We start from the raw sequence: 24,967 nt of genomic DNA, 5'->3' as shown, positions 1-24,967 counted from the left end.
ATGTCCCCGAACACAATGAAAGGGCCGCTTGGTCAATGACACCTCTAGTCGTCATCATCGGATACATGCGCATGGGCCGGTAACGGATCTCCAGATCGAACCCCATGCGCCTCCGAAACTCGGGGGCCTTTTTTTTGTTTAATTGAAACCGCAACTCGGAGCACGCGGATATGACACGTCAAATGACCGGAGCGAAAATGGTCGTTCAAGCCCTTATTGATCAGGGTGTGGACACAGTATTCGGATACCCCGGAGGGGCTGTGCTGCCGATTTACGATGAGGTCTTTCAGCAGAACTCTATCAAACACATCCTTGTGCGCCACGAACAAGGGGCGGTGCATGCCGCCGAAGGTTACGCACGCGCGACCGGAAAACCGGGTGTTTGCCTTGTGACCTCTGGGCCCGGCGCGACAAATGCGGTGACTGGGCTGACAGATGCGTTAATGGATTCCATTCCGCTGATCGTTCTGACAGGTCAGGTGCCGACCTTCATGATCGGCTCTGACGCCTTTCAAGAGGCAGACACCGTGGGCATCACCCGCCCCTGCACCAAACATAACTGGTTGGTAAAAGAGACGGACAAGTTAGCGGGCGTTATTCACGAAGCCTTTCACGTTGCAACCGCCGGTCGGCCCGGCCCCGTACTGGTCGACATTCCCAAGGATGTGCAGTTCGCGACGGGCACCTATGAGCCGAAAAAACCATCAACGTCTCGGTATCAGCCCGAAACCAAAGGCGACATGGAAGCAATCACGGAATTGGTTGCCGCACTTGAAACCGCAAAACGCCCGATTTTCTATACGGGTGGTGGCGTTGTCAATTCCGGTCCTGCGGCCAGCCAATTGTTGCGCGAATTGGTCGAGGCCACGGGCTTTCCTATCACGTCGACCCTGATGGGATTGGGCTGTTACCCTGCGGCTGGCGACAAATGGTTGGGCATGTTGGGCATGCACGGTCTTTACGAAGCAAACATGGCGATGCACGGCTGCGATCTGATGATTAACATCGGTGCGCGTTTCGATGACCGTATCACGGGACGTCTGGACGCGTTCAGCCCCAACTCGATCAAAGCCCATATCGACATCGATCCGTCTTCGATCAACAAAGTCATCAAGACTGACATTCCGATCGTGGGCGACGTCGGCCACGTGCTGGAAGACTTGTTAAAAGTCTGGAAATCACGCGGGTGCAAAACCAATGCCGAAGGCGTCGCCACGTGGTGGAAACAGATCAAGGAATGGCAAAGCGTTGACTGCCTGAAATTCGAACAAAAAGGCAAAATCATCAAGCCTCAGCACGCATTGCGTCGCCTTGAGGCCCTGACCAAAGACCACGACCGCTATATTTGCACCGAAGTTGGCCAGCACCAAATGTGGGCCGCTCAATATTTGGATTTTCAGGATCCAAACCGTTGGATGACGTCGGGTGGGTTGGGCACGATGGGCTATGGATTTCCGTCGTCGATCGGCGTGCAAATGGGCCACCCGGAGGCACTGGTGATCAACGTTGCGGGTGAAGCCAGCTGGTTGATGAACATGCAAGAATTGGGCACGGCGATGCAGTTCAATCTGCCCGTCAAACAGTTCATCCTGAACAACGAACGCCTCGGCATGGTGCGTCAGTGGCAAGAACTGCTGCACGGCGAACGCTATTCTCAAAGCTGGTCCGAAGCGCTGCCCGATTTCGTCAAACTGGCCGAAGCCTTTGGTGCCAAGGGTATTATCTGTTCCGACCCCGGCGATTTGGATGACGCCATCATGGAAATGATCAATCACGACGGCCCTGTGCTGTTTGATTGTCTGGTGGAAAAGCACGAAAACTGCTTTCCGATGATCCCGTCGGGCAAAGCGCACAACGAGATGTTGATGGGTGACGCCGACACGCAAGGCGCGATTGACGCCAAGGGGAGTGTTTTGGTGTGACCTTCTTTAAACTCGTTGCCGCAACTGCACTGTGTGCGCTAGTTGGCTGCGGGTCAGGTTCGGAGTTGAGTAGCCTTAGAACGGACCCCGCCGCAGAAGAAACGCTTGCAGCTTCACGTACAATTTTCGCAAATCGAACTTTTGTGACTCACAGCCTTCATGGGACTCAAATTGAGTTCCACGATAGCGCTGGTAAAAGTTTTCTTTGGTATCCCGGAAATTCCCGTGCAGTTCCAGCACTTTGGCAGGTCCGACCCTACGCGGGATCAGGGTACGAAATCTGTTGGCAATATCCATCTAATTCCAGAAACGGGCTTACGGGGGCAAAAGGTGGAAGATGGGAATGCACTCCTTCGTTCGCATTTACATCAAAGTTGAAAGAAGTCGCTGAGGGAGACCCATTTGGCCTGGCGTCAGGACAAGTGCCTTACCGTCTTCCCAAAGGAAAATTCACCACTCAACAGTTGCTTAAGCAAGCGGGTAAACCTGCCGCCTCGGCTCAAGTCATCTATTCAAAGTGAAAAGGCGAACACAATGTCAGCTCTAAAACTCAAAAAAGGCTCAAGCAGCCATTCCGCCTATAACCTGCGACCCACATTCAGTGATGTTGTGGAAAAACACACACTTGCGGTGCTGGTCGAAAATGAACCGGGCGTGTTGGCGCGCGTCATCGGGTTGTTCGCGGGGCGCGGTTATAACATCGAAAGCCTAACCGTGGCCGAGGTCGACCACGAAGGTCACACCAGCCGTATCACCATCGTCACCACCGGTACGCCACAAGTGATTGAACAAATCAAAGCGCAATTGGGTCGCATTGTGTCCGTCCACGACGTGCATGATTTGACCGTCGAAGGCCCGTCGGTCGAACGCGAATTGGCTATGTTCAAAGTGGCTGGCAAGGGCGACAAGCGGGTCGAAGCCCTGCGATTGGCCGACATTTTCCGCGCCAATGTGGTCGACAGCACGCTTGAAACCTTCATCTTTGAGATCACCGGCGCGCCGGAAAAGATCGACGCCTTTGCTGACCTCATGCGTCCGCTTGGCCTAATCGAAGTGGCCAGAACAGGCGTCGCCGCCCTACCCCGCGGTGATTGAATGGCGTTAAAGCCAAGTACCTAAAATCAAGCTAACGCGCCTAGCGAAATGGCGCGTCAGCCTGCAATAGTCGCTGATGAAAAGGCAATAGATCATCTAAGTTGCAATAGCCCGCGCTTTTGCTTGCGGCCTTAGCGCTTGAAAATCCGTTACCTAGATGTTCGTACACCATGCGCACAACCCGTTCCGTTCCGGGTTCTTCACGCACGGTGCGCGCCACATATCCGACCCAATAGTTGTTTTCAAAAGACGACACCCGACTAAGATAGTTAAACGACGCCGTCATGCCGCCTTTGCGCGATATCATCGCGGCGACCCCCTCTTCTTGACGTAGCACCAGACCACGGAATTCTCGCGTGTGCCGCGTCATCGGTAAACCTTGGGCTTGCATGGCAGCCCGGGCTTCAAAGCCCCGAATGAACGTGGAATCACCGTCGCGGAACACCCGTACTACACCGCTGACAAATTGATTCTGCCTTAAAAAGCTGCGGCGTGAAAAACGATAAAAACCAGATGGAAACAGCGTCTCGTCCACGCTTCTTGCGCTTGTCCCCAAAAAGTCACCCAAGAAATGCCCGGTCAACGGGTCCCGAATGTTAGAGATGCGGTCAACTGGTTCGAGCAACACGCGCGCATCGACCCGGAAGAAGTGGCACATGCGCGCAAGAACATCCGGGCGCGGGAAACTCTCTCCAGACAAGTATCGATTAAACTGCGTCCGGTTAATCCCAAGTTGGCGCGAAAGCTCTGAGATCGACGGAAAGTTGCGTGCGAGAATGCGCAAATTCGCCCCAAACATGTTGCGCAATTCCGCCGGCGATCTGCGCGTTTCCGTCATAGTGTCCTCTTTGCACCGGTCTAAACGCCATTTTTAGGAAACCCTAAAGGTGACCCCGGTATATAAAACTTTGCGCCATCTGACGCCAAACAGCGCCACCCCTGTCACGCTTTCGACACTACACCTACCTGTATCGACACAAAAATCAAGCACGCGTCTCAGACTTGAGGATATGGTGACCGACAAAAATGTGTTTTCATAAGGACTTACCAACCTTGGATAGAAAAAATGAACGGTGTCATATTGTGGAGCGACGCGGCTGAACAAAAAGCCGTCATCTGGTGCGAAGATCACGGAGATCTCGCATTTCTGTCACGAAACGAGAACGCGGTTTTGCCCGATACATATTTTTCTGTCGGTGATGTCGTCGAATTTGACCTGCAAATTGAACGTAACCTTCGACTGGCCTGCAACGCAGTTCTGATTAAGCAGGACGCAGGTAAATCTTTATACGACGGGTTAAATTCGATCACGGTTCACGCCTGCGATGTGGCAAACGGCACAGCGACGGTCATTCCTTTTCCTGTTGATCACCCCAAGCGCCCAGTTGTGGGAACCTTGCGACACCAACAACGTCACGGTTAAGAACCGCATCAGGCAACGACCTTAGTAGCTATCTCTGCCCTTCCAGATCATGCCCAAAGACCATGCGCGCATGCTATTTTGAAGTTGCGTGAAACGCTTAGGATGTCGGGGACAGCAAAGTCTGGTCGAAAACGCGCAAGATGCGCCCCCACCTTTCGGTAATCTGTTTGAAAAGCACCCGGAGGGCCCTTTTCATGCATCACACCGATTTAAGCGCCGTACGCCAGCCAATCAATACAGCCCGCGGCCTGCCAAATGGGCACTACATTGACCCTAAAGTGTTCGAAGAAGAACGCGCTGCTTTGCTGATGTCGGGATGGCCTGGTCTTGCCACCACGGCCGATGTGCCTGAACCGGGCGACGCCGTACCACTGACATTTCTAGGCATGCCCTTGTTGCTGGTTCGCGATAACACGGGCACTGTGCGCGTGTTTCACAATATCTGCCGCCATCGCGGGATGATCCTTGTTGATGCCCCGCGCAAAATAGAGGGCGCAATCCGCTGCCCGTACCACAGTTGGTGTTATTCCACCCAAGGCAGATTGGTTTCCACCCCCCATGTGGGCGGACCGGGCCAAAACACCGCAGAGGGCATCGACCGCAACGTTCTTGGCCTAATCGAAGTGCGCAGCCACATTTGGTTCAACACGGTCTGGATCAACCTGTCCGGCGACGCGCCCGCCTTTGAGGTCGTCAACGCAGAGCTGCTGACCCGTTGGGCGGAATTTGACAAACCCTTCTATCACGGCGGGGCTGACAGTGCATTTACACTTGAGGTCAATTGCAACTGGAAATTGGCAATCGAAAACTACTGCGAAAGCTATCACCTGCCTTGGGTGCATCCCGGCCTGAACAGTTATTCCCGCCTCGAAGACCATTACCACATCGAAGAATCTGGGCGCTTTTCGGGGCAAGGCACGTTGGTCTATCGCCAATTGACGGGCAAAGATGGCCTGACCTTTCCGGATTTCGAAGGTTTAAGCGCCAAATGGGACAAAGCTGCAGAATATGTTTCGGCTTTTCCGAACGTGTTGTTAGGAGTTCATCGCGATCATGCCTTTGCGATCATTCTGACCCCGGTGACCACCGAAAAAACTGTCGAACATGTACACCTGTTTTATGCGCAACCTGACACTGATGCGGACTTGCGCGCCCAAAACACCGCCCTGTGGAAATCGGTGTTTGAGGAAGACATCTTTGTTGTTGAGGGCATGCAGCGCGGTCGCCACGCACCGATGTTCGATGGCGGGCGTTTTTCGCCTGCCATGGATGGGCCGACGCACCTGTTTCACGATTGGGTCGCTGAACGCGTCGCCGCACACCGCGCGCATGCACAAGCGGCGGAATGACAGATTTGGACGCCCGCCTGCTTGCGGCCCACGACAGCGGCGACATGGCGACACTTGTGGATCTGTATCGAACCGCTGCGCAGTGCGCTGACAGCGAAGATGCGCGCGCCTTTTATCTGACCCACGCCCATGTCTTCGCTTTGGAACTGGGGCATGCCGACACAGGCGCATTGCGTGCAGCTCTGATCAAAATGGGGCGTGAAGCCCCGCTGTGATGCTACAATTTTGGTGGGCGACGTCCCGGCCAGTCGGTCGCTTGATGCCATGCTTCAGCCAGTCGCAGCAGTTTGGCATCACTGCCCCGCGGCCCGATCAGTTGCAGCCCCATCGGCAATCCATGCGTCCCGTCAAATCCAACCGGAACATTCACCACTGGTAAACCGATCAGACTGGCGGCGATCACCACCTCCATCCAACGGTGATAGGTGTCCATCCCTTGGCCATTGATGTCGCGCGGCCAATCCATTGTCACATCAAAGGGCCACATCTGCGCACTAGGCAACACCAAAACGTCATATGATTTAAATAGCTGCGCAGCCTTTTTAAACCAGTTCGATCGGATTACACTTGCGCGGTGCACCTCGATTGCTGACATGGCAAGGCCGCGCTCGACCTCCCAAATGGCCGTGTCCTTAAGGTGGTCACGTTTAGCCGGATCAGCATGCAAGGGTGCAAGACCACCCGCGATCGCCCAACTGCGCAACGTGGTCCACGCCGCCCAAAGCGCGTCGCGATCAAAGGGCGCCGCGACGTCTTCGACGTTCACACCCATATCCACCATTTGCCCCAATGCGACGCGGCAAATATCGATCACGCCCGGCTCCATGGCAAAGGCCCCGTCCCAATCGCCCAACCACCCAAGGCGCATCCCGGCGGCACCGCCTTCGATTTGTGGCAGGCTTGGCGCATGGATGACGCCATGAGGTTGGCGTGGGTCCGGTCCGGCCATCGTGTCCAGCAAGGCGGCCAGATCACGCGGGGTACGTGCCATCGGGCCATTCGTTGCCAGTTGATGCAGGAAATTGTCGCCCTCTGGTTCGGAAGGCACCAAACCCCACGTCGGGCGCATCCCATAAACGTTGTTCCAGCCTGCTGGATTGCGCAAAGACCCCATCATATCCGAGCCGTCGGCGACGCTTAACATACCACAGGCCAACGCAACCCCGGCCCCGCCCGATGAACCGCCCGCGCTGCGGCGCACATCATAAGGATTGCGCGTCGCGCCAAATACCGGATTGATACTGTGTGACCCAAGTCCAAATTCTGGCGTGTTCGTCTTGCCAATGATAATGGCACCCGCCGCGCGCAGGCGTGCAATTGCAATGTCATCCTTTGACGCGATAGTGCCCGCGAACAAAGGCGATCCCATAGAAGTCGGCAACCCTGCCGCGTTGGCCAAGTCCTTGACCGCCATCGGAATGCCATGCAACCAGCCCATGCGCGGTTCGCAATCCGCCGCAGCGGCGTCGGCCATCAACACATCTGGTGCGCGCATTGACACAATCGCATTGACCGACCCGTTCACGGCATTGATCCGTTCCAACGTCGCAGCCATCACGTCTTGTGCAGTGATCTCGCCCGCGTCCATCCGGGCGCGTAGGGCCAGTGCTCCTGCTTCGATCATGTGGCCCCCTTTGCGCGTTGTGGTTAGTCGCCCTGCGCCTCGGCGCGGCTTTTTCCCGATACGGCCAGCGCCAAAGTCGCCGCCATAAACCCATCTAGGTCACCGTCCAATACGCCCTTGGTGTCTGACGTTTCGTGGTTGGTCCGCAGGTCTTTGACCATCTGATAGGGCTGCAAAACATAAGACCGGATCTGGTTGCCCCAGCCCGCATCCCCTTTGTTTTCATGCATTTCGTTGACCAAAGCGTTCCGCTTGTCCAACTCCAGTTGGTACAGACGCGATTTCAAAGCCTTCATAGCGATATCGCGGTTTTGGTGCTGAGATTTTTCCGAAGACGTCACCACGATACCCGTCGGGGCGTGGGTAATCCGCACAGCCGAATCCGTCGTGTTCACGTGCTGACCGCCCGCACCTGATGAACGGTAGGTATCGATGCGAATATCTGCCGGATTCACTTCGATTTCGATGTTGTCGTCCACCACCGGATAAACACCGACAGAGGTAAACGAAGTATGGCGTTTGGCCGCAGAATCAAACGGGCTGATGCGCACAAGGCGGTGCACACCGCTTTCGGACTTTAGCCATCCATAGGCGTTCAAACCACTGATCTTGTAGGTCGCGGACTTAATGCCCGCCTCTTCGCCCGCACTTTCGGACTGCAATTCGACTTTGTAGCCCTTTTTCTCGGCCCAGCGGACATACATCCGCGCCAGCATCGACGCCCAATCGCAGGATTCCGTACCACCAGCGCCCGAGTTGATCTCAAGGAAGGTGTCGTTGCCGTCGGCCTCGCCGTCCAGCAATGCCTCTAGTTCTTTTTGGGCGGCCAAAACGGCCAAAGCCTTCAAAGCGGTTTCAGCTTCCAAGACAACTTCGGCGTCGTCTTCCATTTCGCCAAGTTCGATCAGTTCGATATTGTCAGCCATGTCCTGTGAAATACGCGCATGCACGCCCATCGCATCCACCAACATCTGCCGATCCCGCATCAACTTTTGCGCAGCTTCAGGATTGTCCCACAGGTTTGGGTCCTCAACACGGGCATTGAATTCCTCAAGCCGATGTTGGGCCGTTTCGATATCCAAACGCTGTGCCAACAGCTCAACCGACTTTTCGATTTCGGCCACGAGGTTCTGAATTTCAGCGCGCATGTTTTAACTATCCTCTTCAATGCCTTGAGATAACCCAAGCCACAACGCGCCACAAGCATCCTTCATTGTTCTTAAAATACTCAAGTGGAAAGCGTGGATGGATAGAGACCAGCCCACACAAGCCGCGAAATCACAGCGTGTTAGTAAAGCCCACCAGAGCTAAGCCCGCCAAACGTTGCCTTGCGCCCCACAACGGCCTTTTTGCCCGTTGATGTGGTCACCTGACGGCCACCGCCGCCGACTTCTTCGACCAGCGGCAAATCAGACCCCACGGCAAAACCGCCGTCAAAGACCACGTTAAAGGTTGGCAATTCGCAATCGCGGAAATATTCGGCCACAACGTTCTTGCCCGAAGCCCCCTCGCCCAAGCGAGAGCCTGAAAAGCGGTCGATGTTGACGAAACAGCCGCCTTCCGGCACTTCGAATTTACCGCCACCATATTTCTGGACCGCTTCTTTCATGAAGTCCTGAAAGACCGGGCCACACATACCGCCACCGGATGCGCCTTTGCCAAGGCTGCGCGGTTGGTCAAAGCCAATATAGCACCCGGCAACGATGTTGCTGGAAAATCCAACAAACCAAACATCCTTGGCGTCGTTTGTCGTGCCTGTCTTTCCTGCGATTGGCACAGGCAGATTGATCGCGCGCGCCGCTGTGCCACGATCAACAACACCCTGCATCATGGACGTCAACTGATAGGCTGTGATCGGGTCCATGACCTGTTCACGGTTGGAATTAACACGCGGCGAAAAGCCGGGGTCAAGGCTGGCAAGCTGCGCGCAATCCACGCAAGACCGTTCATCGTGGCGATACACAGTGCGCCCGAAACGGTCTTGTACACGGTCCACCAAGGTTGGTTGCACCCGCTCGCCACCGTTGGCGAACATCGCATAGGCCGACACCATCTGGTACAGCGTCGATTCCTCGGCCCCCAGCGAGTTGGCCAAAACAAGCCGCATATCGTCATAGACCCCGAACCGTTCGGCATAGTCCGCGACCACGCCCATGCCGACTTCTTGTGCCAAACGGATCGTCATCAAGTTACGCGAATATTCGATACCTGTGCGCAGCGGTGTCGGTCCATAGAACTTGTTAGACGAGTTGCGCGGCCGCCAAAGCCCCTGCGGCGTGTCGATTTCAATCGGTGCGTCCACCACAATAGTCGCGGGCGTATAGCCGCTGTCCAAAGCAGCCGCATAGACAAACGGCTTAAAGCTGGATCCGGGTTGGCGTTTGGCTTGGGTGGCGCGGTTAAAGACCGAGTTCTGATAGCTGAAGCCACCCTGCATCGCGATCACGCGGCCTGTATCAACGTCCATCGCGACAAATCCGCCTTGGGCGGCAGGCACTTGGCGCAAAGACCAGCGCAGAAACGACCCGTCGTTGTCTGCCGTCATGGCACGCACGTGCACCACGTCGCCCACTTCGAAGTTTTCGAAAAAGTCGCCACGCACCCATTTGATATCTTCGCGCGGAACCACTGGCGCCGGGTCACCTTCGGCCCAGCCCTCTATGCCAAGGCGCAATTGCTGATCCGCCACATCCAGCACCACGGCTGGGCGCCACACGCCGTTTAGATCAATGTCACGCGCGACAGGCAGATCCGACAACGCCTCGGCCCAGTTTTCCAACTGCTCAGCATCGATCTTTTTGCGCGTTCCCCGCCAAATGCCCGAATTGCGGTCGTAATTTTCCAACCCACGCCGCAGCGCTTTGGCCGCGATGGGCTGCATTTCGGCGTCGATGGTGGCGCGCACAGTATAGCCGCCGGTAAAGAACTCGCCTTCACCAAAGTCTTCGCTCAGCTGGCGGCGGATTTCATCGGTGAAATAATCGCGCGGCGGCAATTCGGATTTAAAGCTATCGAAATCCCCGTTCTGGACAGACTTCAGCGGCTCTGCGACCTCGGTTTCATAGGTCGCATCGTCAATATAGCCGTTTTCCATCATCTCTTTGAGGACGAAGTTACGACGCGACAACAGGCGTTCCTTGCGGCGCACCGGGTGGAAATCCGACGGCGCTTTGGGCAAGGACGCAAGGAAGGCCGCCTCGTGGGGGGCCAATTCCGTCAGGGTTTTGTTGAAGTAGGTTTGGCTTGCTGCGGCCACACCATACGAGTTTTGACCTAAGAAAATCTCGTTTAGATACAGCTCAAGAATCTTTTCCTTGGTCAATGCACCCTCAACACGGGCCGCAAGAATGATCTCTTTGATCTTGCGTTCTGCTTGGCGATCGCCCGACAGCAAAAAGTTCTTCATCACCTGCTGTGTGATCGTCGAAGCACCCCGCACATCGCGCCCGCGCGTGCGTACTGCATCATAGGCCGCAGCACCGATACCGCGCAGATCATAACCTTCGTGGGTATAGAAATTCTTGTCTTCGGCGCTGATAAACGCCTGTTTCACCATGTCCGGGATCGTTTCAGCCGGCGCAAACAGACGGCGTTCCTGAGCAAATTCATCGATGATCTGCCCTTCGCCGGAATAGATTCGGCTGATGGTGGCAGGCTGGTATTGCGACAGGCTTTCGTGGCTGGGCAAATCGCGCCCATATATCCAAAAAATCGCACCCACAGACAGCGCAACCATGCCGAAACCCATAGTTGCTGTGGTGAAAATCCCGCCGAAGAAGGACAAAATAAACCTAAACATGACCGCCCGCACCTGATTGAGAAAGGTTGCTTTGTGCGGTCTGTATACGACAGCCGTCAGTTAGCGTCAAAAGGCAACTGGGGCGATATCTCGCCGATGTGATCGCACCCTTATTGGCGCACCAAAGGCTGTACTGCGAGGTCTGCGTCACGCCACGCCAAGATGCCGTCCGCCAGCGCCTGTACCATTGCGGCGCGCCAAACAGGGTCGCGCAGATTCGCCAAATCACGCGCGTCTGACAGGAACCCGACCTCGACCAGAACCGATGGAATATCCGCGCTTTTTAACACCGAAAAAGACGCCTCGCGCCGCGGTCGTTTATTCAACGGGCTGCCTGACGCGCCGACAGTTGCGATGAGCGCCGAGGATAGCATATGCGTGCGCGGCATCGTTTCGACGCGGGCCAAATCCATCAGGACCGATGCCACCTGATCGTCTGTGCCACTTAAATCCACGCCCGCAATGATATCCGAGCGGTCGTGCTGTTCAGCCAACTGCGCTGACGCCGCATCCGATGCCTCATCCGACAGCGTATAAAACGTCGCCCCCCGCGCCTGCCCAGACCGAAGCGCATCCGCATGCAACGACACAAACGCATCCGCACCCGCCTGATGCGCCAAAGCAACTCGGCCCGTCAGGGACACAAACACATCCGTGTCGCGCGTCATGACCACTTCAACCCCGCCTGCCCGGCGTAATACATCGCGCAGGGCCAGACCAATGCCCAACATCAGTTCTTTTTCGGTTGTGCTATCGCGCACGGCACCAGGGTCAACGCCGCCATGGCCGGGATCCAATACCACCACAAACGTGTCGTCTTGGGGCACAACAGGCGCGGCTGCGGCCTGCGCGCTCCATGTGGGATCCACAGGTGCACCGGCGCGTGTGGCAAAATCCTGCGGTTCGGCATCCTCAAGGGTAATTTTCAGCGTGGCGCGGCCCGAAGCAGTGTCAACAGGCATGCCAATTTCGACCGGCAGCATTGGCTTGGCAAGATCAGCCACCAGCCGCGACCAGCCCGGTTTGAACGTGCCAAAGCGCACGGATGACAAGGATTCAGCATCGCCCATCAACGCCTGCGACGTCACGCCCGCAAAATCGACTTCGCGGAAATCGACGACAAGGCGCGCCGGTTCGTCCAGCACGAATACCCGGAACGGAACGCCTTGGCTTAGGGACAAAGTCAGCGTGGTGCTGCCAAACCAACCCTCTTCGATGCTGCTTGCGCCCATATCGACGCGCGCCAACCCAGACAAGTCTTGAGCGGCCGCCGACAGTGCCGTGGCCCACATCACTATGCTGATTAAAACTGCCCGCATCGCGTTATACCCGCCTATTTTTGCGACACTCTAGGGCAAGTCGGCGCGCGCGGGAATCCCTTGTGTCATCTATTGGCCATGAAATCTGCCAAGCGACGCAATCCTTCGGCAATGTCGGCAGTGCTGCGCGCATAAGAAAAGCGCAATGTTTGATGACCGCGCACCGGGTCGAAATCCAAGCCCGGTGTCACGGCAACGCCCGCTTTGTCCAAGATTTCGGCGGCAAAGGCGCGGCTGTCAGTCGTAAGATCTGACACATCCGCATAGACATAAAACGCCCCATCAGGCGGGGCGATGCGGGTAAAGCCTGCTTTGGGCAGCCCATCCAGCATCAGCGCGCGATTGGCGCGATAGACATCCATGTTGCCCTGCAATTCTTCGTGTGCATCCATGGCGGCCAGTGCTGCGACTTGGCTGGCATGGGGCGGGCAGATGAACATGTTTTGCGCGATGCGTTCGACGATGCGCACATGGTCTTCGGGCACGACCATCCAACCGATACGCCACCCGGTCATGGAAAAGTACTTGGAAAACGAGTTGATCACATAGACATCGTCGCTGACTTCCAGCGCGCTGACCGCTTTGGCCTCGTATTCGATGCCGTGATAAATTTCGTCACTGATGAAACTGGCACCCGCCCCTTGAGCGGCATCAATCAGCGCAGACATAGCGGGGCGATCTAGCATCGTACCACTGGGATTGGCGGGTGACGCAACAAGCAATCCGGCCAGATCAAGACCAGCAAGGTCTGCCGGAACGGGTTGCAAACGATTTGCATCCGATGTCGGTAGATCGACAGGCACAAACCCCAACCCCTTTAGAATTTGGCGATAGCTGGGATAGCCCGGCGCGCCGATACCGACCCTGTCGCCGCTGTCAAAAAGCGCATTAAAGGCAAGGATAAACCCACCCGACGCGCCTGAGGTGACGACCACACGTTCGGGGTTCAAATCGATCCCGTACCATTCACCGTAAAGCTGCGCGATGCGCGCGCGCAAAGCTGGCAACCCAAGAGCCACCGTGTACCCCAACGGCCCCTGCGCCATTGCACTGTTCAATGCGCGGATTGCTGCTTGTGGCGCACCAGTACCCGGTTGGCCCACTTCCATGTGGATAATATGACGTCCCGCGGCCTCGGCGGCGCGCGCGGCCTCCATGACATCCATCACAATGAAAGGATCAACGTCACTTCTTCTTGAGGTTCGCATAAGCACTCCTATGATCGGCACATGACCTTTCATCCGCTGACGCGCTTGGCGTCAATACTCATCCTGACCTTTACGTTGGCGCTGCCGGCACGCGCAGTGCAATTGCTGCGCGATGCGGACATGGAATATGCGTTGGCCCAAATTGCGGCCCCAGTGCTGAAGGCCGCCGGGCTAAGTGCGACGCGGACCAAAATTCTGGTGGTGAATGACGGGACATTGAATGCCTTTGTGGTCAGCAATGACGCCATCTATATCAATTCCGGCCTCATCGGGCGCATGAACAATGCAGCGATGTTACAGGCTGTGATCGCGCACGAAGCCGCCCATATCGCCAACGGGCACATCACAAGACGTATGACCAACCTTGGCAACGCGCGCACTGCCGCGGGCCTTGGGCTTGCGCTGGCCGTTGTCGCGGCAGCAGCTGGCGGCGGCGAAGCTGCAGGTGCCATTGCCATTGGTACACAAAGCTCTGCCATTCGATCTTTCCTAAGCCACACCCGCGCCGAAGAAAGTTCGGCCGATCAATCCGGCGCGCGCTTTATGCGCAGCGCAGGCATTCCGCTTTCGGGCATGATCGAAGTTATGCAACTGTTTCGGGGCCAAGAAGTATTATCCGCCGCGCGCCAAGACCCCTATGTGCGGTCGCACCCGCTGAGCCGGGACCGCTTGCGTGCAATCCAAGCCTATGCCGCCAGCGCACAAGCCGGGACTGTGGCGAATTCGGCGACTTGGGATTATTGGTTTGCGCGTGCCAAAGGGAAATTGACCGCCTATCAACGCCGCCCCAGTTGGACGCTGAACCGTTTGGGTGACAGCGGCTATAAAGACGTCGCATTGATGCGCGAGGCCATGGCCCGCCATCGCAATTCGCAGACCAAACGGGCGCTGTCGGCCATCGACAAAGCCATAGCGGTGCAGCCTAATGATCCATTCTATCGCGATCTCAAGGGCCAAATCCTGATGGAGACACGCCAGTTTGCCGCCGCTGCCAACTCCAGCGCAAGGGCAGTTAAACTGCGCCCCAATGACGGTTTGTTGCAAGCGGGATACGGGCGTGCATTACTGGCCAGCGGCAATGTGCGCGCGGCCCTGCCCGCGCTGGAACGTGCACGGTCTATTGATTTTCGCGATGGCTCAATGCTGCGCGATTTGTCGGTCGCTTATGCGCGCACCGGAAATAACGGAATGGCGTCCCTTATTACGGCGGAACGCTACGCATTGAGTGGCCGCATGAAAGATGCCGGCATTCACGCCAAACGCGCCACAGGACTTTTAGGTGAGGGCACTGGCCCTTGGCAAAGGGCGCATGATGTGCTCCTTGCAACTGAACGCGCTGAAAAAACAAAAAAACGGAGATAATCCCATGATACGACGCTTTGCCACCACGTCCGTTTTAGCACTTGGTCTTGCACTGCCTGCCCATGCGCTTGATCTGACGCAAATGACCCCAGAAGAGCGCGACATCTTCCGCGAGGAAGTCCGCGCCTTTCTGCTAGAAGATCCGCAGGTGATCATGGACGCCGTCGCAGTGTTGGAACAACGTCAGCAACAAGCGCAATTGCAAGCGGACCTAAGCCTTGTTTCGGACAATGCGGGCGACATCTTTGATGACGGTTACAGCTTTGTTGGTGGCAATCCAGACGGCGATATCACGTTGGTCGAGTTTCTTGATTACCGCTGTGGTTTTTGCAAACGCGCCCACAACGAAGTGGCCAAGCTGCTGGAAACAGATGGCAATATTCGCCTAGTGGTCAAAGAATTCCCAATTCTAGGGGAGCAATCCATGCTGGCTTCTCGCTACGCTGTGGCGACCAAACAGATAGCAGGTGGTGACGCTTACAAGGCGTTGAATGATGCGTTGATGGCATCAAATGGTGAAGTGAACCTGCGCACACTGAATCGCATGGCCTCGACCTTTGGATTGGACAGTGACGCGATCCAGGCCCGCATGGGCAGTACCGAAGTGACCGAAGAAATCCAACGCACCCACGCATTGGCGCAGCGATTGCAGATCACGGGTACGCCGACGTTTGTGTTGCAAGATGAATTGCTGCGCGGCTATCTGCCCTACGACCAGATGCAGGCCTTGGTTGACGAAAAGCGCGGCTAAGGGTTGGGTATTTCGCGGCGATTTGCATCGCCGCGACGGACTGGGGGCCAGCCCCCAGACCCCCGGAGTTTATCTTGCAAGATGAAGATAGATTGACGTTATTCGGCTGCTTGCACGTCTTTTGCCGCAGCGGCGTCTAACTCAGCGGCCTTCTTTTCCACCTGTTCGACGATGTGATCGACCATGCTGGCGTTGTCCTGCTTGTGGCTTTGTTTGCCTGCCAGATAGACCATACCGTGCCCGGCACCGCCGCCGGTAAAGCCCACGTCGGTCATCAGTGCTTCTCCGGGACCGTTGACGACGCATCCAATGATGCTCAGGCTCATGGGCGTTTTGATGTGTTCAAGGCGCTGTTCCAAAGCCTCGACCGTTTTAATCACATCAAAGCCTTGCCGCGCGCAAGATGGGCAGGAAATGATGTTCACACCACGGTGGCGCAAACCAAGAGATTTAAGGATTTCGAAGCCCATTTTGACCTCTTCCACCGGATCGGCGGACAGCGAGACGCGGATCGTGTCGCCAATCCCCATCCAAAGCAGATTACCCATGCCGATGGCCGATTTAACCGTGCCTGAAATAAGCCCGCCCGCCTCGGTTATGCCAAGGTGAATGGGGGCGTCGGTGGCATCTGCCAGCTTTTGATATGCGGCGGCGGCCATGAAAACGTCAGAGGCTTTGCAGCTGATTTTGAATTCGTGAAAATCGTTATCTTGCAGGATCTTGATGTGATCGAGGCCAGATTCCACCATCGCATCTGGCGTCGGTTCGGCGTATTTTTCCAACAGGTGCTTTTCAAGGCTACCTGCGTTCACGCCAATGCGGATGGAGCAGTTGTTGTCGCGCGCGGCCTTGATGACTTCCTTCACGCGTTTTTCGTCGCCGATGTTGCCTGGATTAATGCGCAGACAAGCTGCACCCGCCTCTGCCGCTTCGATACCGCGTTTGTAGTGGAAATGGATATCAGCCACCAAAGGCACCGGGCTTTCGCGCACGATCTCTTTCATGGCGCGCGAGGAGTCCTCGTCGGGGACCGAGACGCGCACAATATCTGCCCCTGCATCAGCGGCAGCTTGAATTTGCGCAATGGTCGCTTTGGCATCTGTGGTCAGGGTGTTGGTCATCGTTTGCACCGAAATAGGTGCGTCGCCCCCAACCGGAACAGAGCCGACCATGATCTGACGGCTTTTGCGGCGATAGATATTGCGCCATGGGCGGATGTGATTAAGCGACATATCAGCGTCCTTTGAGACGGAAACAACACGTTTACAGATAGGTCGATGCGTGGCAGGTCGCAATGCCCTTGCCGCAGATGCAGTGGCTTATTCAGCAGGTTCCGTCGGCGTCGCAGCCTTGGCTTCTGCATAACGGGTCAGACCCTCGTCGGTTTCGACGTCTACGGGCAGATAGGTCTCTTGGAGACCCGCGATTTCAAGCGGCAAATTTGACGTGACAGTGCCATTGGCACCAACAGGGCCATAGAACTTGTCGTTCATCGCGAAATAGATCGCGCCACTTTCGCCAGTGCGCAATGTGGGCGCTTCTTCGGTCAAAGGCGCTTCCCATGAATCGCCAGCCTGCATCGTGGCTTCGTAGATGACTGTGCCATCAGCAGACCGCACACGCACCCAAGATGGGCGAACAGCAACCATGGTCAACGCAGGCGCTGCGGCCTCAACAACTTGAGGCACAGTAGGTCCAAACACATCATTTGTATCCGGCAAACCCGCCACGCGTTGTTCGACGATCTCGGGGCTCGCGAAAGCGCCAAATTCATGCGGATTGAGTGTTGCGATCGGCGCATCACGGGCCACAAGCACAGGAACATCCAAAGCTTGTGGGCGATAAAGACGATCCAACGCATCTGCGCGCGGGGTCTGAATTTCAGGGCCGAATACAGTATCAGCCGCCGCCGCACCGCTGAGCGGATCAAGATCGGACAAAACAATCGGCGTTTGATCGACAGGCGCGACCTGCACACGCTGCACTTCTTGAAGGATCGAATATCCCCCAAAGCCAAGACCGCCAATCAACGCCAACAAAACCAGCATGGATCCCACGGCACGCGGTTCGATCCGGGCCCAAACGGCTTCGCCGGCAGGCACAAACGGCGTCGCCGATGCCGAGAATATATCATTAGTTGTGCTGCGATTCAGCCGCTCTTCCCGATTGGATTTTTTGACCACGGATGCTTCTGCAGACATGCCATGTGCCACCGAAAACCCGCTTTCAGCACAGAACATCGCGAATGTCGTATCCGGGTTCATGTTCAAATAGCGCGCATAGGACCGCACATAGCCAGCGATAAAGCCGGGCGTGTCGAACGCATCCGGGTCGCATGATTCAATTGCGGCGATATAGCTGGCTTTGATCCGCAGTTCGCGCTGCACATCCAGCAAGGATTTGCCAAGCGTCGCACGCTCGCCTCGCAGGATATCACCTAGGCGCAGGTCGAAATCGTCAAAACCCTTAGGTTCTGCGTCTTCTGAATTATCAGTGATGACGGATTTACGTCCGATCATTCCCCTGCCCCATAGATTTAGTGTGTTAGCGATTCAATCCCACTCGATTCGCTTCACTGCTGTTGTTCATCAGACGGTAGCATATGGCAACGGTAATTGCGAATTTTAGTAAATTATCCAGCGTCTTCGGCGCGATTCAGCGCACAATGAGCCCATAATTCATCCATTGCACACACCAACGCATCAGTCTCGCGCGGGCCGTGCACAGGCGACGGCGTGAATCGCAGGCGTTCAGTTCCCCGCGGCACCGTCGGAAAGTTGATCGGCTGCACATAGATTCCATGTTTCTCAAGCAGCATGTCGCTCAGGATTTTGGTGTGTACAGGATTGCCCACAATAACCGGCACGATGTGGCTGCCATGATCGATGATCGGCAGGCCCATCCCCTTAAGGCGCAACTTAAGAGCCGCAGCTTGCGCCTGATGATCCGCACGCAGGTTTTCAGCGGTTTTCAAGAACGCAACCGATGCAGCAGCCCCCGCGGCAATCGTAGGCGGTAGTGATGTGGTAAAGATGAATCCCGGCGCGTAAGACCTTATGGCATCACACATTTTCGTTGACGCCGCGATATAGCCACCCATCACCCCATAGGCTTTGGCCAAAGTGCCATTGATGATATCGATCCGGTCCATCAGCCCATCGCGTTCGGCAACACCGCCGCCACGCGGCCCATACATGCCAACCGCATGCACCTCGTCAATATAGGTGAGCGCCCCGAATTCATCCGCCACATCGCATAGGTCCGCGATAGGGCCGAAATCACCATCCATCGAATAAATCGACTCAAAGGCAATCAACTTGGGCACATCAGGGTCGTCTGCCGCGATCAGTTCGCGCAGGTGTTCGACGTCATTATGGCGAAAAATCCGTTTGGCACCGCCATTGCGGCGCACCCCTTCGATCATCGAGGCGTGATTGAACTCATCCGAGTAAATAATAAGACCAGGAAACAGCTTAGGTAGCGTACTTAAAGTCGCATCATTGGCGATGTAAGCACTGGTAAACAGCAAGGCCGCTTCTTTGGCGTGCAAATCCGCCAGCTCAGCCTCAAGCCGTTTGTGATAAACTGTTGTACCTGAAATATTGCGCGTTCCGCCCGAGCCCGCGCCGGTCGCGTCGATGGCTTCATGCATCGCACGCAGCACAACCGGGTTTTGCCCCATCCCAAGATAGTCATTGCCACACCAAACGGTGATCTCAGAGGTCTCTCCGTCCGGGCGCGTCCACGTTGCGTGCGGGAACTGGCCCTTCTTACGCTCGATGTCGATAAATGTCCGATACCGGCCTTCGTCGTGAAGGCGTTGCAGGGCATCATCCAATTTGGCTGTGTAATCCACACAAACACTCCATCTTGGTCCTTGGTCACGACACATCACGCGCGACCCGCTTTAGAATAGGTATAGACTGTAAACCGGTCCTTCAATGCCAATCAAATGCGCGTCATGTCGCAGGTTAAATTCGCTTGACCCCCAAATCGGACCTAAATGCCCCGTTTAGATTGCAATCGGGTGCTGGACATGCCCCCGCATGGGGGTAGTCTGGCGCCAAATTGCCCATACAGGAGCCACCATGACCCTCGACGCCGTCCTTGCCCGCATCGATTCCGACCTGCCCGACGCCACCGAACGGTTGCTAGACCTGTTGCGCATTCCGTCAATTTCAACGGATCCCGCTTTTAAAGGCGATTGCGAAACAGCCGCTGATTGGTTGGTAAGCCAGCTGAAAACACTTGGTATCGAGGCCGAAAAACGGCCCACACCAGGGCATCCAATGGTGATCGGTCACGTCAAAGGCGATGGCCCACACCTGCTGTTTTACGGCCATTACGACGTGCAACCTGTTGACCCGCTAGAGCTGTGGGATCGTGACCCGTTTGATCCACAAATCGAGGAAACGGCCAAGGGCAAAGTCATCCGGGGGCGCGGGTCCTCCGATGACAAAGGTCAGCTGATGACCTTCGTCGAAGCATGCCGCGCATGGAAAGCGGAACATGGCACGCTGCCCTGTGCCATCACCTTTTTCTTCGAGGGTGAAGAAGAATCCGGCTCGCCTTCGCTTGTGCCCTTTATGAAGGACAACGCAGACGAGTTGAAAAGCGACCTCGCCCTCATCTGCGACACCGGCATGTTCGAATCGCGCGTGCCGTCCATCGTGACCATGTTGCGTGGGTTGCTGGGCGAAGAAATCACCATCACCGCCGCCTCCAAAGACCTGCATTCCGGCATGTTTGGCGGTGTCGCAATGAACCCGATCCGAGTGCTGTCACGCATCCTTGCCGATCTGCACGACGACCAAGGGCACATCACCGTCCCCAATTTTTACGACGGCGTCCCCGAACTGTCCGATGAAATTCGTCAGCAATGGCAAGGCCTTGCCTTTGACCACGCGCAATTCTTGGGCGATGTCGGCTTGTCGGTTCCAGCAGGCGAGGTCGATCGCACCCCAATCGAGATGATCTGGTCGCGCCCAACCGCCGAAATCAACGGCATCTGGGGGGGCTACACCGGTGCAGGTTTCAAAACTGTGCTGCCAAGCGAAGCACATGCCAAAGTCTCCTTCCGCCTTGTGGGCGATCAAGATCCCCATGTGATCCGCGAAAACTTCCGCAAGATGGTGCAAGACGCACTGCCCGCCGACTGCGAAGTTACCTTTAAATCCCATGGTGCCGGCGGGGCTTCGGTCACCGAAACCACAGACCCCGCATTTGAAGCAGCGCGCCACGCACTCAGTGATGAATGGAACATTCCCGCAGCCTACGTGGGCTGTGGTGGCTCGATCCCAATCGCAGGCCACTTCCAAGACATCCTCGGCACCACCCCTATGCTTGTCGGCTTTGGCAAGGACGACGATCAAATCCATTCACCGAACGAAAAATACGATCTCGAAAGCTTCCACAAAGGCATCCGCAGCTGGGCCCGCATCTTGCACGCCCTAACCTAATACCAGCACCCTTGCTCTTTGGGTCTGAAATACCTCGGGGGCATGGGGGCTGGCCCCCATTCCCGCACTCTCTTTTCACGCCACGAGCAAAACATGCCACAATTCACCACCCGTGACATCACAATCGCCTACGATATTGCCGGGCAAGGCCCCCCGGTTTTACTGCTGCATGGCTTTCCGCAAACACGCGCTATGTGGCACGCCATCGCACCGAAACTGGCACAGGACTTCACCGTGGTCACGGCAGACCTGCGCGGATATGGCGACAGCACAAAACCCGCAACGATGCAGGACATGAGCTTTCGCCCCATGGCCGAAGACCAAGTCGCATTGATGGCACATTTAGGGTTCGAAACCTTTCACCTGATCGGCCATGACCGAGGCGCACGCACTGCACACCGCCTAACATTGGATCACCCTGACCGCGTGCTGTCGCTCAGCCTGCTCGATATTGTCCCCACGCATCTGCTGCTCAGCGATCTCACACAAGACGTCGCGCGGGCCTATTATCATTGGTTCTTTTTGGCCCAAACGTCTCCATTCCCCGAAACCCTGATCGGACACGACCCAGATGCCTACTTTGAGGGCTGCCTTGCTGGCTGGGGCGGCGGGATGGATGGTTTCGATGCCGATGCAATAACAGCCTATCGCGCCGCATGGCGAAACCCCGATTGCATACGATCTATGTGTAACGACTACCGAGCGGCGATTGATGTGGATTTTGCATTGGACGCAGCCGACTTAAAGCGGCGTATAGATACACCAACCCTTGTTGCCTATGGGGCTGACGGGATCATGGGGCGGGCCTATGATGTCCCAGCAACATGGCAAGACAGGCTTTCAAACATGCGCAGCACCGCCTTGCCTGGCGGTCATTTTTTCCCAGATACACACCCGATCGAGACAGAAAAGGCCCTGCGCGATTTCCTAAAGGGCGTGGCGTAGCAGAGCTACGCCTTACCGTAAGGCGTAGCACTGCTACACCCACCACATCAGATCACACCAACAAATCGTTCTGGCAGCACATATTGCGTGCCATAGTCAGGACGATCGAACTGGTAATATCCAGTGTCCCCACGCGGCTTGAACGATCTTTGCATTTTGCGTCGCAACGGGCGCATGTCAAACTCATCCATCATCTCAAGGCGTGCAAACGCCTCAAACACATCGCGATCCTCTCCGCGCGCCTCAGCAAACCAATGGCGTCCAATCGACGCCTCTTTCACACCGGCCTTCACCTCTGTCGTGACTTGGTTGCGATGATCCATCACGCCCACATAGGCCCCAAAGTCACAAAATTTGAGGTGTAAAAGATACAGATCGTCAGGCGTAAAAAGTTTGTCACTTTGCGTAAAATGCCCACCGCGTGCGATTTTAACGGGGGCAGAGACAATACACGGCTTAGAATAATGCGGTGCCGGGCGCACATGGCGGCGCGGCCCGATGATCTGATCATCAATCACCGCCTCTTCAACATCGATACGGTGAATAACCTCTAGGCCCAAAGGCGTCAGCACACGCCCCTCAGGCGCATCTTCCAGCAAATCCCGAAGCGACCCACCAGAATCAGGGTCCCGCACCACCAATTCATCCACGTCACCTACAACGATGTGCTTATAATACTTGCGCAATCCACCAACCAGATTGTTCAACAACCCCCAGCGCTTAACGTCAAAATTCTTGTGCGGATCACCAGGAATACCAATGACGTTACAACCCGTCGCCATCTCAGCCACGACCGTCCCGCGACCATGGTTCACGATATAGCAATTCTCACGGCCAAACATCTCACCGTAGTGGCGCAGCCACGCCTTGAGAAAAAACGCGTCATCGCGCACCATGGTAACGGCGGCCACTGTTTGCATCTGGTAAGGTCCTGCTCACTGGTTATTTTTGCACACCCTAGTGCAAGGACCTCAACAAGAGAATCGTTAATTTGCCACAAAGGCCACCCATGTCCCTGCCCCAAGCCTTTTCCAACACCGGCCTGCACATCCAGCACAACACAGATACGCCCATCACACGCTACCAAGTCATGGGTGAACGGTCGTCCGGCACCAACTTTGTCAAACGATTGATCGGGCGCAACAGCCCTTTAAAACCGACCGAGGCTTTGGGTTGGAAACACAGCGCGCCACATATGCTGGCGATCCCGCACGACATGGCTGTGATCTGCGCCGTGCGCCGCGCAGATACATGGGCGCAGTCGATGTTTCAGAAACCGTGGCACACAACACCCGCGATGCAAGCCCTGACCTTCAGCGACTTCATCCGCGCCGAATGGGACACAATCATCGATCGCCCCCGCTATTTCGAAGGCTTGGTGATGGATGGCAGCCAAGGCTCGCCCCTGCAAGCAGACCGGGACCCGATGACAGGCGCACGCTATGAAAACCTCTTTGCTCTGCGCCGCGCCAAACTAAACGCACATCTCAGCATGTTAGGGCGCAATTGCACCTGCATCGTGGTACGCACGGAAGACGCCCAATCAGCCCCCGAAGCAACGCTCGACGCCATCCTCGCCGGCCTTGGGCACCCGGCACGCAGCATGCCTTTTCGCCCCGTGGTGAAACGTTTGGGCTCCAAATTCAAATCCGCAGTGCCAAACCGCCCCGAAGCCCCGGCAGACTGGTCGCAAGAAGACCACGCATTCCTGCGCGCCCAAACTTACAAAGCACAAGAAGACAACCTAGGCTACAGCTACTAATTCCAACTTCATCTTGCCAAATAAACTCAGGGGAGCGCGAGGGGCTGGCCCCTCGCAGCGCAACATCGCAACTATTTCAAACTGCGAAAAACACAAAAAAGGGAAAGTGGCGCGGTTGACGGGGCTCGAACCCGCGACCCCCGGCGTGACAGGCCGGTACTCTAACCAGCTGAGCTACAACCGCGCATGTGGGGCGGGATAAGGCGGCAAGCCGCGCGGGTCAAGCCGCCTTTTGGATGTTTCTTGCCCTTTACTGCCAAGACTGTGTTTTCATCGACCGCGCGAATGCAAAAACGACACAAAAACTGATCTGCGCACGCAACCCATTCTGCGCAACTGCCGCCCTATCAGCGCATTTAGATATCCACCTGACACAGCTCAAAAACCTGCGACGCCCCAGCGCTACCACAGTGGATCAAGTTGATATCGCGGCGTCTTCCTCTTCAAACACTTCTAACGCTGCGTTCAGCCCGTTGATGGCCGCAGGAAAACCACCATAAAGCGACATCTGCCAAATCACTTCGGCGATTTCTTTTTGCGACAGCCCCGCCTTCAAACCGCCCGCAATATTCACCTTAAGCTGTGGTCTGGTTTGCCCACCCAAAGCCGTGAGCGCCGCGATTGTCGCGAGATACCTGTCTCGCAACGGCAACGCAGGCCTTGCGTATTGACGACCATAGGCGAAATCGACGACCCCCTCAGCCATACCGGGCAGCAAGTGCCCGTAGCGCGCGTCCAACGCGTCTTCCATGCCGGGGTTCAAGGATTCTGATAAATCTTTGCCAATTTCAGTGGTGGTTTTTGTCATCATGCGACCTCAAGATATTGATAAAATTGGTTTAGCGGCGGTTCATAAACACCGCCGCAGAGTGCTCGTTAAAAAGGGCGCGTGCACGACGGCCACGCCCAGTTGTGACCGAAGTACAATTTCACATGTGGTGCAAATTTC

21 protein-coding genes and 1 tRNA gene are annotated in these 24,967 nt (G+C 56.1%); 10 read left to right on the top strand and 12 right to left on the bottom strand.

Annotation, left to right across the window (positions count from 1 at the left end; genetic code table 11):
• Positions 1 to 170: 170 nt before the first annotated feature.
• Together ABJF76_RS03270 and ilvN are read left to right on the top strand one after the other, a co-directional pair.
• Positions 171 to 1,922, top strand: a complete 1,752-nt coding sequence (locus ABJF76_RS03270; protein WP_413820567.1) for an acetolactate synthase 3 large subunit — start codon at positions 171 to 173, stop codon at positions 1,920 to 1,922.
• A 534-nt stretch (positions 1,923 to 2,456) separates the two neighbouring features.
• Positions 2,457 to 3,017, top strand: a complete 561-nt coding sequence (gene ilvN / locus ABJF76_RS03265) for an acetolactate synthase small subunit (protein WP_413820568.1) — start codon at positions 2,457 to 2,459, stop codon at positions 3,015 to 3,017.
• 40 nt (positions 3,018 to 3,057) lie between these two features.
• Here ilvN and ABJF76_RS03260 read toward each other — a convergent pair whose 3' ends face one another.
• Entirely contained in the window at positions 3,058 to 3,855 is a 798-nt protein-coding gene (locus tag ABJF76_RS03260; protein WP_413820569.1) for a helix-turn-helix domain-containing protein, read from the bottom strand.
• A 228-nt stretch (positions 3,856 to 4,083) separates the two neighbouring features.
• On the opposite strand from ABJF76_RS03260, the gene ABJF76_RS03255 reads away from it, so the two are divergent.
• The 3 genes from ABJF76_RS03255 to ABJF76_RS03245 all read left to right on the top strand — a co-directional run bounded on the left by ABJF76_RS03255 (position 4,084) and on the right by ABJF76_RS03245 (position 6,004).
• Positions 4,084 to 4,440, top strand: coding sequence for a hypothetical protein (locus ABJF76_RS03255; protein ID WP_413820570.1), 357 nt, complete (start codon positions 4,084 to 4,086; stop codon positions 4,438 to 4,440).
• A gap of 194 nt (positions 4,441 to 4,634) precedes the next feature.
• Positions 4,635 to 5,789: an aromatic ring-hydroxylating oxygenase subunit alpha gene (locus tag ABJF76_RS03250; RefSeq protein ID WP_413820571.1), complete on the top strand. Its 1,155-nt coding sequence runs from the start codon at positions 4,635 to 4,637 to the stop codon at positions 5,787 to 5,789.
• Positions 5,786 to 6,004, top strand: a complete 219-nt coding sequence (locus ABJF76_RS03245) for a hypothetical protein (RefSeq protein ID WP_413820572.1) — start codon at positions 5,786 to 5,788, stop codon at positions 6,002 to 6,004. Before ABJF76_RS03250 ends, ABJF76_RS03245 begins: the two co-directional genes overlap by 4 nt.
• Positions 6,005 to 6,006: 2 nt before the next feature.
• Here ABJF76_RS03245 and ABJF76_RS03240 read toward each other — a convergent pair whose 3' ends face one another.
• The 5 genes from ABJF76_RS03240 to ABJF76_RS03220 all read right to left on the bottom strand — a co-directional run bounded on the left by ABJF76_RS03240 (position 6,007) and on the right by ABJF76_RS03220 (position 13,739).
• On the bottom strand, positions 6,007 to 7,413 hold the full coding sequence (locus ABJF76_RS03240; protein ID WP_413820573.1) for an amidase: 1,407 nt from the start codon (positions 7,411 to 7,413) through the stop codon (positions 6,007 to 6,009).
• A 23-nt stretch (positions 7,414 to 7,436) separates the two neighbouring features.
• Complete coding sequence (gene prfB / locus ABJF76_RS03235; protein WP_413820574.1) at positions 7,437 to 8,561, bottom strand: peptide chain release factor 2; 1,125 nt, start codon at positions 8,559 to 8,561, stop codon at positions 7,437 to 7,439.
• 140 nt (positions 8,562 to 8,701) lie between these two features.
• A complete protein-coding gene (locus tag ABJF76_RS03230; RefSeq protein ID WP_413820575.1) occupies positions 8,702 to 11,212 on the bottom strand; it encodes a penicillin-binding protein 1A in 2,511 nt (836 codons plus the stop codon).
• Between the two features lie 110 nt (positions 11,213 to 11,322).
• On the bottom strand, positions 11,323 to 12,531 hold the full coding sequence (locus ABJF76_RS03225; protein ID WP_413820576.1) for an N-acetylmuramoyl-L-alanine amidase: 1,209 nt from the start codon (positions 12,529 to 12,531) through the stop codon (positions 11,323 to 11,325).
• A gap of 65 nt (positions 12,532 to 12,596) precedes the next feature.
• Positions 12,597 to 13,739, bottom strand: a complete 1,143-nt coding sequence (locus tag ABJF76_RS03220; RefSeq protein WP_413820577.1) for a pyridoxal phosphate-dependent aminotransferase — start codon at positions 13,737 to 13,739, stop codon at positions 12,597 to 12,599.
• A gap of 21 nt (positions 13,740 to 13,760) precedes the next feature.
• Here ABJF76_RS03220 and ABJF76_RS03215 point away from each other — a divergent pair, with 21 nt between their 5' ends.
• Both ABJF76_RS03215 and ABJF76_RS03210 read left to right on the top strand, forming a co-directional pair.
• A complete protein-coding gene (locus ABJF76_RS03215) occupies positions 13,761 to 15,101 on the top strand; it encodes a M48 family metalloprotease (RefSeq protein WP_413820578.1) in 1,341 nt (446 codons plus the stop codon).
• A gap of 4 nt (positions 15,102 to 15,105) precedes the next feature.
• Entirely contained in the window at positions 15,106 to 15,852 is a 747-nt protein-coding gene (locus ABJF76_RS03210) for a DsbA family protein (protein WP_413820579.1), read from the top strand.
• A gap of 98 nt (positions 15,853 to 15,950) precedes the next feature.
• On the opposite strand, the gene ispG is transcribed toward ABJF76_RS03210, so the two are convergent.
• The 3 genes from ispG to hemA form a co-directional block, all read right to left on the bottom strand.
• The gene (gene ispG / locus ABJF76_RS03205; RefSeq protein WP_413820580.1) at positions 15,951 to 17,084 is read right to left on the bottom strand and encodes a flavodoxin-dependent (E)-4-hydroxy-3-methylbut-2-enyl-diphosphate synthase; all 1,134 of its coding nucleotides are present in this window, start codon (positions 17,082 to 17,084) and stop codon (positions 15,951 to 15,953) included.
• A gap of 87 nt (positions 17,085 to 17,171) precedes the next feature.
• Positions 17,172 to 18,371, bottom strand: a complete 1,200-nt coding sequence (locus ABJF76_RS03200) for a helix-turn-helix domain-containing protein (RefSeq protein ID WP_413820581.1) — start codon at positions 18,369 to 18,371, stop codon at positions 17,172 to 17,174.
• A 113-nt stretch (positions 18,372 to 18,484) separates the two neighbouring features.
• Positions 18,485 to 19,708 carry a 5-aminolevulinate synthase gene (gene hemA / locus ABJF76_RS03195; RefSeq protein ID WP_413820582.1) on the bottom strand — a complete coding sequence of 408 codons (1,224 nt, stop codon included), beginning with the start codon at positions 19,706 to 19,708 and terminating at the stop codon, positions 18,485 to 18,487.
• Positions 19,709 to 19,940: 232 nt separating this feature from the next.
• On the opposite strand from hemA, the gene ABJF76_RS03190 reads away from it, so the two are divergent.
• Both ABJF76_RS03190 and ABJF76_RS03185 read left to right on the top strand, forming a co-directional pair.
• A complete protein-coding gene (locus ABJF76_RS03190; RefSeq protein WP_413820583.1) occupies positions 19,941 to 21,311 on the top strand; it encodes a M20/M25/M40 family metallo-hydrolase in 1,371 nt (456 codons plus the stop codon).
• A gap of 93 nt (positions 21,312 to 21,404) precedes the next feature.
• Positions 21,405 to 22,256, top strand: a complete 852-nt coding sequence (locus tag ABJF76_RS03185) for an alpha/beta fold hydrolase (protein ID WP_413820584.1) — start codon at positions 21,405 to 21,407, stop codon at positions 22,254 to 22,256.
• 47 nt (positions 22,257 to 22,303) lie between these two features.
• Here ABJF76_RS03185 and ABJF76_RS03180 read toward each other — a convergent pair whose 3' ends face one another.
• Entirely contained in the window at positions 22,304 to 23,176 is an 873-nt protein-coding gene (locus ABJF76_RS03180) for a hypothetical protein (protein ID WP_413820585.1), read from the bottom strand.
• 89 nt (positions 23,177 to 23,265) lie between these two features.
• Here ABJF76_RS03180 and ABJF76_RS03175 point away from each other — a divergent pair, with 89 nt between their 5' ends.
• Positions 23,266 to 24,018, top strand: a complete 753-nt coding sequence (locus ABJF76_RS03175) for a hypothetical protein (protein WP_413822506.1) — start codon at positions 23,266 to 23,268, stop codon at positions 24,016 to 24,018.
• A 107-nt stretch (positions 24,019 to 24,125) separates the two neighbouring features.
• On the opposite strand, the gene ABJF76_RS03170 is transcribed toward ABJF76_RS03175, so the two are convergent.
• A tRNA-Asp gene (locus ABJF76_RS03170) sits at positions 24,126 to 24,202 on the bottom strand.
• Between the two features lie 231 nt (positions 24,203 to 24,433).
• Positions 24,434 to 24,826 carry a carboxymuconolactone decarboxylase family protein gene (locus tag ABJF76_RS03165; RefSeq protein WP_413820587.1) on the bottom strand — a complete coding sequence of 131 codons (393 nt, stop codon included), beginning with the start codon at positions 24,824 to 24,826 and terminating at the stop codon, positions 24,434 to 24,436.
• Positions 24,827 to 24,967: the final 141 nt, after the last annotated feature.

It is taken from the genome of Tateyamaria sp. (genome assembly GCF_039940735.1).
Classification (GTDB): Bacteria; Pseudomonadota; Alphaproteobacteria; order Rhodobacterales; family Rhodobacteraceae; genus Tateyamaria.
Note: the sequence above shows the minus strand (reverse complement) of the source record. Positions and strands in the feature narration are given on the sequence as shown.

What these genes read in the sequence shown, in the direction of transcription:
- ABJF76_RS03270 (WP_413820567.1), top strand. Translation starts at nt 171, where the DNA reads ATGACACGTCAAATGACCGGAGCGAAAATGGTCGTTCAAGCCCTTATT.
- ilvN (WP_413820568.1), top strand. Translation starts at nt 2,457, where the DNA reads ATGTCAGCTCTAAAACTCAAAAAAGGCTCAAGCAGCCATTCCGCCTAT.
- ABJF76_RS03260 (WP_413820569.1), bottom strand. Translation starts at nt 3,855, where the DNA reads ATGACGGAAACGCGCAGATCGCCGGCGGAATTGCGCAACATGTTTGGG.
- ABJF76_RS03255 (WP_413820570.1), top strand. Translation starts at nt 4,084, where the DNA reads ATGAACGGTGTCATATTGTGGAGCGACGCGGCTGAACAAAAAGCCGTC.
- ABJF76_RS03250 (WP_413820571.1), top strand. Translation starts at nt 4,635, where the DNA reads ATGCATCACACCGATTTAAGCGCCGTACGCCAGCCAATCAATACAGCC.
- ABJF76_RS03245 (WP_413820572.1), top strand. Translation starts at nt 5,786, where the DNA reads ATGACAGATTTGGACGCCCGCCTGCTTGCGGCCCACGACAGCGGCGAC.
- ABJF76_RS03240 (WP_413820573.1), bottom strand. Translation starts at nt 7,413, where the DNA reads ATGATCGAAGCAGGAGCACTGGCCCTACGCGCCCGGATGGACGCGGGC.
- prfB (WP_413820574.1), bottom strand. Translation starts at nt 8,561, where the DNA reads ATGCGCGCTGAAATTCAGAACCTCGTGGCCGAAATCGAAAAGTCGGTT.
- ABJF76_RS03230 (WP_413820575.1), bottom strand. Translation starts at nt 11,212, where the DNA reads ATGTTTAGGTTTATTTTGTCCTTCTTCGGCGGGATTTTCACCACAGCA.
- ABJF76_RS03225 (WP_413820576.1), bottom strand. Translation starts at nt 12,531, where the DNA reads ATGCGGGCAGTTTTAATCAGCATAGTGATGTGGGCCACGGCACTGTCG.
- ABJF76_RS03220 (WP_413820577.1), bottom strand. Translation starts at nt 13,739, where the DNA reads ATGCGAACCTCAAGAAGAAGTGACGTTGATCCTTTCATTGTGATGGAT.
- ABJF76_RS03215 (WP_413820578.1), top strand. Translation starts at nt 13,761, where the DNA reads ATGACCTTTCATCCGCTGACGCGCTTGGCGTCAATACTCATCCTGACC.
- ABJF76_RS03210 (WP_413820579.1), top strand. Translation starts at nt 15,106, where the DNA reads ATGATACGACGCTTTGCCACCACGTCCGTTTTAGCACTTGGTCTTGCA.
- ispG (WP_413820580.1), bottom strand. Translation starts at nt 17,084, where the DNA reads ATGTCGCTTAATCACATCCGCCCATGGCGCAATATCTATCGCCGCAAA.
- ABJF76_RS03200 (WP_413820581.1), bottom strand. Translation starts at nt 18,371, where the DNA reads ATGATCGGACGTAAATCCGTCATCACTGATAATTCAGAAGACGCAGAA.
- ABJF76_RS03190 (WP_413820583.1), top strand. Translation starts at nt 19,941, where the DNA reads ATGACCCTCGACGCCGTCCTTGCCCGCATCGATTCCGACCTGCCCGAC.
- ABJF76_RS03185 (WP_413820584.1), top strand. Translation starts at nt 21,405, where the DNA reads ATGCCACAATTCACCACCCGTGACATCACAATCGCCTACGATATTGCC.
- ABJF76_RS03180 (WP_413820585.1), bottom strand. Translation starts at nt 23,176, where the DNA reads ATGCAAACAGTGGCCGCCGTTACCATGGTGCGCGATGACGCGTTTTTT.
- ABJF76_RS03175 (WP_413822506.1), top strand. Translation starts at nt 23,266, where the DNA reads ATGTCCCTGCCCCAAGCCTTTTCCAACACCGGCCTGCACATCCAGCAC.
- ABJF76_RS03165 (WP_413820587.1), bottom strand. Translation starts at nt 24,826, where the DNA reads ATGACAAAAACCACCACTGAAATTGGCAAAGATTTATCAGAATCCTTG.